At 39.8% G+C, this 11236-nt stretch carries 12 protein-coding genes and 1 riboswitch; all 12 genes read right to left on the bottom strand.

Translation table 11 applies throughout. From position 1 onward, the window contains the following. Window positions 1–166 precede the first annotated feature (166 nt). On the bottom strand, window positions 167–442 hold the full coding sequence (locus ACUW85_RS02005; RefSeq protein ID WP_016897591.1) for an HU family DNA-binding protein: 276 nt from the start codon (window positions 440–442) through the stop codon (window positions 167–169). Window positions 443–605: 163 nt separating this feature from the next. Then, window positions 606–1916, bottom strand: coding sequence for a ribosome biogenesis GTPase Der (der, locus tag ACUW85_RS02000; RefSeq protein ID WP_182023077.1), 1311 nt, complete (start codon window positions 1914–1916; stop codon window positions 606–608). Window positions 1917–2012: 96 nt separating this feature from the next. Further along, window positions 2013–3299 (bottom strand): 30S ribosomal protein S1, encoded by a 1287-nt coding sequence (gene rpsA, locus ACUW85_RS01995; protein WP_026465333.1) that lies wholly within the window; start codon window positions 3297–3299, stop codon window positions 2013–2015. A 176-nt stretch (window positions 3300–3475) separates the two neighbouring features. Then, window positions 3476–4156 carry a (d)CMP kinase gene (gene cmk, locus ACUW85_RS01990; RefSeq protein ID WP_048726442.1) on the bottom strand — a complete coding sequence of 227 codons (681 nt, stop codon included), beginning with the start codon at window positions 4154–4156 and terminating at the stop codon, window positions 3476–3478. A 24-nt stretch (window positions 4157–4180) separates the two neighbouring features. Continuing rightward, window positions 4181–4990: a LysM peptidoglycan-binding domain-containing protein gene (locus ACUW85_RS01985; RefSeq protein ID WP_048726443.1), complete on the bottom strand. Its 810-nt coding sequence runs from the start codon at window positions 4988–4990 to the stop codon at window positions 4181–4183. A 96-nt stretch (window positions 4991–5086) separates the two neighbouring features. Then, complete coding sequence (locus ACUW85_RS01980; protein ID WP_259345337.1) at window positions 5087–6565, bottom strand: RecQ family ATP-dependent DNA helicase; 1479 nt, start codon at window positions 6563–6565, stop codon at window positions 5087–5089. Next, window positions 6549–7616 (bottom strand): helix-turn-helix domain-containing protein, encoded by a 1068-nt coding sequence (locus tag ACUW85_RS01975; protein ID WP_259345336.1) that lies wholly within the window; start codon window positions 7614–7616, stop codon window positions 6549–6551. The genes ACUW85_RS01980 and ACUW85_RS01975 overlap by 17 nt, the downstream gene beginning before the upstream one ends. 84 nt (window positions 7617–7700) lie before the next feature. Then, window positions 7701–8321, bottom strand: a complete 621-nt coding sequence (locus ACUW85_RS01970; RefSeq protein ID WP_048726452.1) for an ECF transporter S component — start codon at window positions 8319–8321, stop codon at window positions 7701–7703. 109 nt (window positions 8322–8430) lie between these two features. Next, a riboswitch (FMN riboswitch) is annotated at window positions 8431–8548 on the bottom strand. A 62-nt stretch (window positions 8549–8610) separates the two neighbouring features. Further along, window positions 8611–9333 (bottom strand): pseudouridine synthase, encoded by a 723-nt coding sequence (locus ACUW85_RS01965; protein WP_149358616.1) that lies wholly within the window; start codon window positions 9331–9333, stop codon window positions 8611–8613. A gap of 36 nt (window positions 9334–9369) precedes the next feature. Continuing rightward, complete coding sequence (gene scpB, locus ACUW85_RS01960) at window positions 9370–10002, bottom strand: SMC-Scp complex subunit ScpB (protein WP_149358617.1); 633 nt, start codon at window positions 10000–10002, stop codon at window positions 9370–9372. Next, entirely contained in the window at window positions 9999–10754 is a 756-nt protein-coding gene (locus ACUW85_RS01955) for a segregation/condensation protein A (protein ID WP_149256642.1), read from the bottom strand. Before ACUW85_RS01955 ends, scpB begins: the two co-directional genes overlap by 4 nt. Window positions 10755–10769: 15 nt before the next feature. Next, window positions 10770–11183, bottom strand: a complete 414-nt coding sequence (locus ACUW85_RS01950) for a GNAT family N-acetyltransferase (RefSeq protein ID WP_016897602.1) — start codon at window positions 11181–11183, stop codon at window positions 10770–10772. Window positions 11184–11236: the final 53 nt, after the last annotated feature.

The raw sequence follows: 11236 nt of genomic DNA, 5'->3' as shown, positions 1-11236 counted from the left end.
TAAAAAATGAATAATGGAAAAGAGTATAAAAAAACCAGGTAATCTAATGATTACCTGGCAGATATTACTCATCAGTCCTATTTGACGAAGAGCCGGTCTATTTGGCAAAAAATTACAAATAAAAAAGCCGCTGATGTCTATGACATCAACGACGTTCTTTGTAATCTTATTTAACTGCATCTTTCAATGCTTTACCAGGTTTGAAAGCTGGTACTTTGCTTGCAGGGATTTCGATTTCATCGCCAGTTTGAGGGTTGCGACCTTTACGCGCAGCGCGGTCACGAACTTCAAAGCTACCAAAACCGATTAATTGAACTTTTTCTCCGTCAGCTAAAAATGCTTCGATTTGTTCGAAAACTGCATCTACAACTGGTGCTACACTTTTTTTAGAATCACCTACTGCATTTGCAACGTTTTGTACTAATTCTGCTTTATTTGCCATTCTAATTTCACCTCCTCCGAAATTCTTTCGGATATATTTATTCAAAGATAAATATACGGGATAATCGAAATGTCTCTCAGATAATCCTTTTATAGAATACCATACAAACCGCTATATAACAACGTTTTTGGTTAAAAATACGCGTGTTTTATACCTTTTTTTGTTATTTTCTGTTTCTTGTGATGATTTGGATAGGTGTACCTAAAAAATCGAAAGATTTTCTGATTTGATTTGAAAGAAAGCGCTCATATGAGAAGTGCATTAGCTCTTCATCATTGACAAATACCACAAAAGTTGGCGGTGCAGATTTGACCTGTGTTAGGTAGTAAATACGTAATTTTCTACCCTTGTCAGATGGAGCTGGGTTAATACGGATCGCATCAACCAATACCTCATTCAATAATGATGATTGAACACGACGATTGAAGTTACCGTGAACGTGGGCAATCATTTCTGGTAGTTGCACTAAACGTTGTTTGGTTTCTGCAGATACGAAAATGATCGGTGCATAGTCGATAAACTGGAAGTCACGACGAATGTCATCAGTGAATTTCTTCATGGTATGGTTGTCTTTTTCAAGAGTATCCCATTTGTTTACCACAATAATAATCCCGCGTCCTGCTTCATGGGCATAACCAGCGATCGTTTTATCTTGATCACGGATACCTTCTTCAGCATTTAAAACAACTAAACACACTTGAGCTCTTTCAATTGCACGCATGGCACGCATTACTGAATACTTCTCAGTTGCTTCATATACTTTACCACGTTTACGGATACCAGCTGTATCAATGATTTTATAAACTTGTCCGTCATCCTCGAAAGATGTATCGATTGCGTCACGAGTTGTCCCCGCTACATTCGATACGATTACACGGTTCTCACCTAGAATTGCATTGACCAAAGAAGATTTACCTACGTTTGGACGGCCAATTAAGGCGAATGAAATAGTATCATCGTCATCATCATTTTCAATATCGTCTGGTGCCAAGTGGAATACTTCTTCTAGTATGTCCCCGATACCTAAACCGTGAGATCCAGAAATTGGGTATGGATCGCCTAAACCTAATGAATAGAAATCATAAATTTCCGCTCTTTGTTCAGGGTTATCCACCTTGTTTACAGCCAGTACGACAGGTTTATCTGTCTTGCGTAACATGCTGGCGATTTGAGAGTCTGTCTTTGTCACACCTTCACGGACATTAGTCATCATGATGATAACATCTGCTTCTTCCATGGCAATTTCAGCTTGCAAGCGAATTTGTGTCATGAAATCTTGGTCGTTAAATTCGATACCACCAGTATCGATTACATTTAGTTGTTTTCCTAACCATTCACCCTGTGCATAAATTCTATCACGGGTAACGCCAGGTTCATCTTGGACAATTGAAATTCGGTCTCCAACAACGCGGTTAAAAATGGTAGATTTTCCTACGTTTGGACGGCCGACAATGGCAATTGTTAAATTAGACATCGTTTTGCCTCCTTTCAATAGCAAACATTGAAATAAAAAAGGTAGGCGAGTTTCCCCAACCTACCATCAAACCAAACTTATGGTTTATTAATAAAATTATTCGTTATCGTCCCCGAAATCGAAGTTTTTCAATTGGTCACCTAATAAGTCACCGAAAGTGAAACCTGATTCATCGTCAGATGATGCATTAGCAGCATTGTTACGACGGTTGTTGTTTTGTTTACGAGGTTTGTTTTGACGTTTTTCTTCGCGAGGAGCAGCAGATTGTGCAGATGCATCAACTTCTGGTGCTTCTTCTAGAGCTTTGATTGATAATGATAAACGTTCGTTTTCAGCATCAACGTCTAAAACTTTAACTTGGATAGCTTGACCTTCTGTTAATTTCTCGCCTGGTGTAGCAACGTGGTCGTGAGAAATTTGAGAGATATGTACTAAACCTTCAACACCTGGGAATACTTCAACGAATGCACCAAAGTCAACTAAACGACGTACAGTACCTTCTAATTCAGCACCTTTAGGCGCTTTTTCTTCAATGTTTTCCCATGGTCCTGGTTGTAAAGCTTTAATAGATAGTGAAATACGTCCACGTTCTTCATCAACTGAAAGAACTAATACTTCAACTTCTTGGCCTTCGCTTAATACATCTGAAGGATGGTTAACGTGTGCTTGAGCGATTTGAGAGATGTGTACTAAACCATCGATACCACCTAAATCAATAAATGCACCGAAGTTAGCCAAGCGAGCTACTGTACCTGTTACTTTATCGCCTTCTTGGAATGAGTTTAATTTTTCTGCACGTTCAGCGATGCGTTTTTCAGCAGCGATTTCTTTGTGTGATAAGATTAAACGATTTTCGCTAGGTTCAATTTCAACAATTTTAACTTCTAATTCTTGGCCTTTGTATGGAGAGAAATCGTCAACGAAAAAGTCTTCAACCATTGAAGCTGGGATGAAACCACGTACACCCGCATCAACAACTAATCCACCTTTAACTACGCTCTTAACTGGAACAGTGATAATTTCACCATTTTCAGCTTTAACTTCTAATTCAGCCCATACTTTTTTCGCTTCGATACGACGGCGAGAAAGTAAGAATGAACCATTTTCTTTTTCTTTGATTTGTTTAATAACAACTAACTCTAAAGTGTCGCCAACTTTAGCAACTTCTTCGATTGAGTCAATTGGTTGAGCAGATAATTCTTTGAAAGGAATAACCCCTTCAACACCTGCGCCTTCGATACCAACAATTACTTGGTTATCGTCGATTGATAATACTTCACCTGTTACTGTATCACCAATTTTTACTTCTACTGATTCTGCAAGAATCTCTTCCATTGATGGAATTTCTTCATTATTTTGATTTTGTTCAAATTCGTTTGACATACTCTAAATCCTCTCCTAAATGTACTACCTCATTCGCACTAAGCCAATGATCAATTATTATTATATCATTTATTTAAACTATATTCAACATTTATTCCTCAAAGATAATAAAAAGAGGTAGAATTCGCTTGAATTTTACCTCTTTTTGTGATTGATAGTATTTTTTGCAATATAAATTATGCAATCACACGGTGGATTTCAGCTAATATAGAATCTTCTACTTCATCAAGTGTTAAATCAGATGAATCTAACATGACCGCATCGTCTGCAGGTACTAATGGACTATCTTCTCGGGTCGAATCATACAAGTCTCGACGCTTAATATCTTCAATCAAGTCTTCAAGATTCATTTCCGAATAACCTTTGGCTTGATTTTCTAAAAAGCGACGACGCCCACGTTCTTCAGCAGATGCCGTTAGGAAGATTTTCACTTCAGCATCCGGCAATACCACTGTCCCAATATCACGGCCGTCCATTACAACGCCTTGCCCATTTTGCGTGTAGGCTCTTTGTTTTTCAACTAGGACCTGGCGTACTTCAGAAACTGCTGAGTAAGCAGAAACTTCTTTTGAGATACGATCTGTACGAATGGCCTCTGACTGGTCCTGTCCGTTAACTAAGACGCGCTGGCCATTTTCCCCTGGCTCAAAGGTAATTTCACTCGCTTCAGCTAAGGCTTTCAATGCGTCAGCATCTTCAGCTGGAATGTGTCCATCTAAGGCTAGTAATGTAATTGCCCTGTACATGGCACCTGTATCTAAATAAACATAGGCTAATTTTTTAGCAATTTTCTTGGCAATTGTACTCTTGCCAGACGATGCTGGTCCATCGATTGCGACTTGAATCACTTTAGACAATCTGTCCACCACTCTTTCATTCTATTAATTTACACGTAAAACGGTTCCTGGTCCTATGCTAGAACTTTGTGTTAAACCATTTAATTCAAGTAATTCATCTAGGGTCATACCGTTGTTCACTGCAATCCGATATAGGTTATCCCCTGCCTGAACAGTATAAGTGCCTGTTGATTCAGACGCACTTTCAGAAGAAGCTGATTCTTCTTCGGCTGCGGCTGCTTGTGATTCAGCAATTGAAGCTGATTCAGCGGCACTTTGCGCTGCAGCTTCTGACGCTGCTACTGCTGCATTTGACTCAGCTACGCTGGCTGCAATACTTGAAGATTCTTGTTCAGAAGCTAGGCGAGCTGATTCTGATTCTGAAGCAGCAACTGCGCTTTCTGAGGCAGCAACTGCGCTTTCTGAGGCAGCAATTGATTCAGAGACAGATTCGGAAGCTGATATAGATGCTGACTCACTGGCTTTTGAAATTGATTCAACATTTTGCGTTTTAGAAATCATGACTTGCTCAGTTGATTCCGGTTCAGGCACCTTGTCTTCATTATTCACATAGGCAATCAAAAGGAACGGTACAACAATCATTACAAATAGCAAGAAGGCAATTACCTTAGATGTTGTCGATATCGTATCTTGATTATTCTTCTTATTGCGGGCCGTTCTCGTATACTTTTGATTTTTTAAATTCTCAAATTCGCCAAACCCTTGATTCTGAAAGTCATCACTTGTAGGGGGGGTTTGGTCAGAAGATGCTGAACTGTTTTGTTCTGAAACATGTTCAGTTTCTACTTCTGTATTTTCATGATTTTTTTTCGTCAACTTGTCCCAGAATTTCATCCATATACCCCTTTCTTAACACTAAGAATTGTACCATGAACCCCTTTTTATGTCAGTATTTCTTTAGGCAATTTAACAAAACTTTATGGACCAGTTTCAAGATAATAAGTGCTGCAAACGTTGGGTCCACATTCCCTTGAAATCATCATGTTGGTCTTTTTCGACTGTCACTCGATTCGGTCGGGCCATTAAGTCTTGCCATATCGGTTGACTGACGTAGTCAGGTTGGCAATTACTGCAACATAAGTCTGGTCTATCCACTACCTGTTCATCGGCTTGTTCTAATAAGAAAGTCCGGTAACACTGGTCAGTAGCCATTAAATCTAACATTTGGTAGATCTGCCGTAGCCGTTCCTGACGAAGTTTTTGGGCATGTACTTTTGCTGTTTGGTGATCCGTAAAATGATGGCGGTAAAAGTACAACATGGCACTTATGCTATCTGCGTATTGGTCAACTTCACTTTGGGTTAAGGCCTGTTTAAACAGCCGTTCCAATAAATCATCCAACAAGTCTGCCTCGTCTTCTAATAACCGGCGCATTTGCTGCAGTCTAGCTGCCTCGCGATGATCGTATAAGACAATTGACACTGATTGTTCCTGATCTCGTCCTGCCCGCCCGACTTCTTGAATAAAGTCTGCCATATTCTTAGGGAGATGATAATGCAAGACAAAGCGTATATGACCATGGTTAATTCCCATACCAAAGGCTGACGTTGCAAAAACAATATCCAATTCATTTTGTAGAAACTGGCTTTGGATGATATGTCTATCCTCTAGACTTCTATCCCCATGGTAAGAAGCGACCCGCAAATCTGTATGATCTTTCATCCATTGGTTGAGTTCTTCGAGTTCACTTTTATGGTGGACATAAACAATTCCTGGCTTAGGCAACCGGTCTAACCAATCCTGCAATTTGTTTACCCTCACTTCACCGGCGTCAATTTCATCGAATAGGTAGAAAATATTTGGTCGGTCAACTGATTCTTTTACCAGTTGAATAGGTTCTCCCTCTTCAAATAAGTAATCCTTGATATCTGCTAGTGTGGATTGGTTGGCAGTAGCAGATAAGGCTAATGTTTTTGGTTGCTTTAAGAGCTGACGAACCTTTTTCAATTCAGTATATTGCGGTCTGAAGTCGTAACCCCATTGAGAAATACAATGGGCTTCATCAACAACTAATAATTGAATGTCCATCCGTTGTAAGGCCCTGATTACTTGATCTTTCAGGAGCATTTCTGGTGATAGAAATAGGAATTGATAGTCAGATAGGTGGCTTAAAATATAAGCTTGTTCCCCGCGGTCATAGGTAGAATTTAAGGCAATGCCCCGTCCTAATCCCATCCGTTGTAATTGACTGACTTGGTCTTGCATCAGGGAAATCAAGGGCGAAATGATCAATGTTACACCAGATTCATTATATTGGTTGATTTGGTATATTAAAGATTTACCTCCACCAGTTGGTAAAATGGCCACCACGTTTTCCTGTCGGTCTAAAGCCTCTAAACTCGCCAATTGCCCGGGTTTAAATGTTTGGTAACCTGTCACTTCTTCCAGGCGTTTATGCCAATCTGTCATCATGGGCTCCTTTCTGGTAGACGATATGCCAATACCGATATAACCAATAATCTTTCTCGCCGAATCTCGCTTTAAAGGACTCGAAATTCTCATCTGGCTCTTGGCTTACAAGGGGTGAAATGTCTTTCAAATTAAGTTCTTCAACCACAATTGGTTGAATTATCCAAGGAAAACTCAAGGTAATTTCTATGATGTGTTCTGTTATGGTAGATAATTTTAACCGTCTTCTATCAGCAATTTTTTGAAGTGACCAACCTTGGTCGATTAAATTAAAAGTATCTTGCGTAGTTTGATTCCAAATTGGGAATTGGTTAAAAACCCCTTGGGCAAAAACTTGCAGCCATTGAGTTTCTGCCCCTAAAGTATGACCACTTACCCAATTTTGATAGATTTGATCCATCAAGGCCTGTTGGGTAATGACAACTGCCCGCTTCGAAATCTGATGATTTTCTGCTACTTGTTCAAGGGTTTGTGCCGGTAATTTGGCGCCTTCAAACTGTTCTAGGAAAATGAGGGCTGCCTGGTCTGGGAAGGCAGATAGTTCCTTAGCGAGTTGCTGATGAAGGCTTTTGGTTATGGCCTGTAAGCCAGCTTGGGACGCGTCTGCACTTTTGGCCATTGAAATAAAATCTTTGATCAGCTGTTGAACTTCTAAATCCTGGACAATTGGGCTATAGTGCGGGTTTTCGGCCTGAATATTGGATAGGACTTGCAGCAATAATTTGAAGGCTAAGTGGTGCTTGTGGTGGTGACTTGGGATAATCAGACCGTTTCGTTTTTGAAGGATGTCATCAACTAACAAATGCATATAATTGGTTTGATCGTTTTGGCGGAAGATAGCTTCCACCGAGATATATTCAGCTACATTTTGGGTATAGGACATCCATGCGTCTTTTGCAAGTTTTGGATAAAGACCGAAATAGGCAGTTAAATTGTTTGAAAATGCAAAAAAAAGTGTTGTGGCTGTTCGCTTGCCAATCAACACTTGATATACGGAATTCGGGGGTAGGGCTTGGACTTTAAAAGCAATCGCCATTAATAAAGTATCCAATCCTATCCCTCCAACGTTCCTACTATTTTTTCCCGACATGATTCTCTGGGTCTATCATACCAGAAAATTAACAATGCTTCACTTTTAATGGTGTGAATATTCGCGCGTACCGAATCGATTGACTAGGGTTGGTAGGGTTTGAACTAGGACGAAATGTGCTAGAAGGGAAACCAATACCCCTTTGAACAAGTTGAATGGGATGATACCCGCAAGGATATATGTTTGCATGTTACCTACATCGAAGTTCATGACTTGCATGTAGAATGGTGTGATCACGAAGTAATTTAAGATAGTCATCACTAATGTTAAAGAAAGGGTTGCAGCTAGGTAAGCAGCAATCGTTTTGCCGAAATTCATTTCTTTCGCTGATTGATTACCTGTGTAAACTGTCGCCATTTGATCTTTCAATAAGTAATAAATTGGCAAGATGTAAGCGATAGTCGCGATAAAGGCTGTTGCGTCACCGATTGGAATCCCCATTTCACCACCTGTATACATGTAATGTAAACCGTTGGCGATTAGGCTGGCAGCAACTGCTTTTTTAGGTCCTGAAATGAATGCGACGAGTAAGATTGGTACAAGTGAAAAGTCTACCTTTAAGTAAGGTAAGGCCGGGATGATTGGAAAACCAATAAACATCAATATGAATGATAGTGCCCCGACAATTGCGACCAATACGATTTCTTTAGTGTGATTTTTTCCCATGTGAATTTCTCTCCTTTTCTACTTCATGGGGTTGGCACTCAAAAGTGGAAATAAAAAAAACTCTTTCCACCTTCAAGGTAAAAAGAGTATAGGCAAACAGACATAGTCCGCCCATCTTCTTCCATCCTGACTTTACAGTCGGTTCTAGAATTTCACTAGATCAGTCCCAAATGGGAGTCGCGGACTTTACCGCCGATCGGGAATTTCACCCTGCCCTGAAGATTGCTTCAAATTTATTTGATTACAATACCTATTATAGCAAGTATCTTACTTTTTTCAAGTAGGACGCTTACTTTTTCTTGGCATGCGCCAATAATTCTTCGATTTCGTGTTTTAGTAAGGTTCTGCTGTCTCCTGGTTTCAAACCTTTAAGGTCTAAAAAGCCGTAACGTTCACGTTTCAACTTGGCTACCGGATGACCCACTGCTTCTAACATTTTACGGACTTGGCGGTTACGCCCCTCATGGATAACCAACTCGATAATGGTGGTCTTTTTGTCCTTATCAACAGAAAGAATTTTCGCTTGTGCTGGGGCAGTTTTCACACCGTCAATTTCAACACCTCGCTCTAATTGCTTACGTTCTTCTCCGGTAATGACACCTTCAACTTTAGCCACATAGACTTTGTTGATTTCATAGCGAGGGTGCATCAAGGTATTGGCGAATTCACCGTCGTTAGTTAATAACAATAATCCTGAGGTATTGTAGTCTAACCGTCCTACTGGATAAATCCGTTGTTCAATTCCTGGGAAAAAGTCAGTCACCACTTTCCGGTCTTTATCATCTTTCACTGCAGAAATCACGCCAGTTGGCTTGTAGAATACGTAGTACACTGGTTCTTCTTTATATATAGGTACTTGGTCTACTTCAATGCGGTCAGTGTTGGATACTTTATGGCCCAGCTCTCTGACAACCTCACCGTTGACTTTCACGCGTCCTGCGGCAATCAATTTTTCAGACTCTCGTCTCGAGGCAACACCTGCGTGTGCCATCACTTTTTGTAATCTTTCCATCTTTAAATAACTCCTATAGGTGACCTATTCAGTCGTTTATTCTGTTGTTGTTTCATTAAATTCTGTCTGGCTAAGGTCTGTTTGGTTAAAGTCTTTTTGTTCAGGTTCACCGTTATCATCAATTTTAAAAAGGGTCTCTTCATCTACCGAGCCATCTAAGACTAGATTATGAATATCCGGCAAGTCTTCTAAGGACTCCAAACCAAAATATTGGTAGAAGTAAGAAGTTACCCCGTAAATAATCGGCCGACCTGGTGAATCCTGACGGCCCGTTTCCATAACCAAATCTCGCTCTAGTAATTTATGGATCATATTAGATGACTGAACACCTCGAATATCATCAATCGTCATTCGCGTGACTGGCTGTTGGTAGGCAATAATCGCCAATGTTTCCAATGCCGCTTGAGACAATTTCGTTGCAAAAGGAGAAACCGCGTAATTTTTGACCACTTCACCGTATGCTGCCTTGGTCACTAATTGAACACGTTCATTAATAACGGTAATTCTTAATCCAGATTGTGGGTCGTGTTGGAGACGATTTCTCAAAACCATCACGTAGTATAAAGCCCATTCCTGTCGTATCTCTAACAAGTTGGCAAGTTCATCGACAGCAATCCCATCTTCACCTGCTACGAAAAGTAAACTTTCTATTGCAGCGACTGCATTCATTCACTTTCCTCCCGTCTAATCAATTGAATATCTGCTCTTAAGTCTTCCTGGTATAAGTATAACTCATTTGACTTCACTAATTCCAAAATCGCTAAAAACATACTAATAATTTGACTACGCGATTGAACTTTTCCAAGAAAAACAGCTTCTTGAAACATCAATACATCCCGGTCCGCCTCAACGAAGGCTTGGCGAATATCCATCATTGCAGTCCCTACCGAGTAAGACTCACCTGCAATCGTGGTTTGAATAGGTTGTTGATTTTTCAAGCGGAAGGCCATCTTTTGAATGGCTCTATACAAGTCATCAGGCGTTAATTGGCGACCCGTCATAGGGATTTTCTCTTGATAAGCCGATAAGTCTGATGGTTGCTTGGTATATTCCAACGACCGTTCAGCCTGTTTATCCGCTAAGATATGGGAAACTTCCTGATATTGCTGGAAAGCGAGTAATTGTTCCACTAATGAGTCACGTGGATCATCTTCTTCCTCAACTGCTTCTTTGGGCGTTTTTGGTAGCATCATTTGTGTTTTGATTTCCAATAAAGTAGCCGCCATCACCAAATATTCTGAAGCAACATCCAGAGATAAGGCTTCATAGGTATGAATATAAGCTAAATATTGGTCGGTAACCAGATTGATGGGAATATCAAAAATATCTACCTTTAAATTTTTAATTAAGTGTAATAGTAAATCAAGCGGCCCCTCAAAGGCCGCTAGATCTAATGTTAATTCACTTGTTTGATCGTTCATCCTGACAATTTTCTCCTAGACTTGGGGTGTGTTTTCTTGTTTATTATCCAATTCCTTGTCCAACTCTTCTTGGCGACGTTTTGTCCATTTTGACAAAATTGTAGATAGGGAAATTACACCAGTAAGGGAATAAACGGGAAATTCTTTCTTTAATGCCGTTAATAAATCATAAGTAAGTCCTTCTTCTCTAAAAGAAGGATTGATCGATAAATAACGCACGACTAAAGTATCTGTATCATCATGTTGGTCAAAGCCTACTAAACCGATGATATTATCAGAATCAGCTTCTTTCCATAAATAAATTTTACGTTCTTGCTGATTAATTTTATCCATTTCTTCTTTAAGTTCAGAAAATTCTTTAAACTCAGGGATGTAGGATAATAGGCCCATTACGATTTTCTCGTATCTTCCTATATAAGGCACTAACATCTTTGCCCTCCTTTTACTTTTGCATAATAACAAAGTATGTGTAAGAGTACATT

It is taken from the genome of Aerococcus sp. 150760013-2 (assembly GCF_053627715.1).
The sequence above is the reverse complement of the archived record's forward strand: the minus strand, read 5'-3'. Positions and strand labels throughout refer to the sequence as shown.

Bases quoted from the DNA above. Each gene is read 5' to 3' on its own strand.
- rpsA (WP_026465333.1), bottom strand. From the start codon at position 3,299: ATGTCAAACGAATTTGAACAAAATCAAAATAATGAAGAAATTCCATCA.
- ACUW85_RS02005 (WP_016897591.1), bottom strand. From the start codon at position 442: ATGGCAAATAAAGCAGAATTAGTACAAAACGTTGCAAATGCAGTAGGT.
- der (WP_182023077.1), bottom strand. From the start codon at position 1,916: ATGTCTAATTTAACAATTGCCATTGTCGGCCGTCCAAACGTAGGAAAA.
- ACUW85_RS01950 (WP_016897602.1), bottom strand. From the start codon at position 11,183: ATGTTAGTGCCTTATATAGGAAGATACGAGAAAATCGTAATGGGCCTA.
- ACUW85_RS01985 (WP_048726443.1), bottom strand. From the start codon at position 4,990: ATGAAATTCTGGGACAAGTTGACGAAAAAAAATCATGAAAATACAGAA.
- ACUW85_RS01970 (WP_048726452.1), bottom strand. From the start codon at position 8,321: ATGGGAAAAAATCACACTAAAGAAATCGTATTGGTCGCAATTGTCGGG.
- scpB (WP_149358617.1), bottom strand. From the start codon at position 10,002: ATGAATGCAGTCGCTGCAATAGAAAGTTTACTTTTCGTAGCAGGTGAA.
- ACUW85_RS01980 (WP_259345337.1), bottom strand. From the start codon at position 6,565: ATGACAGATTGGCATAAACGCCTGGAAGAAGTGACAGGTTACCAAACA.
- ACUW85_RS01965 (WP_149358616.1), bottom strand. From the start codon at position 9,333: ATGGAAAGATTACAAAAAGTGATGGCACACGCAGGTGTTGCCTCGAGA.
- ACUW85_RS01955 (WP_149256642.1), bottom strand. From the start codon at position 10,754: ATGAACGATCAAACAAGTGAATTAACATTAGATCTAGCGGCCTTTGAG.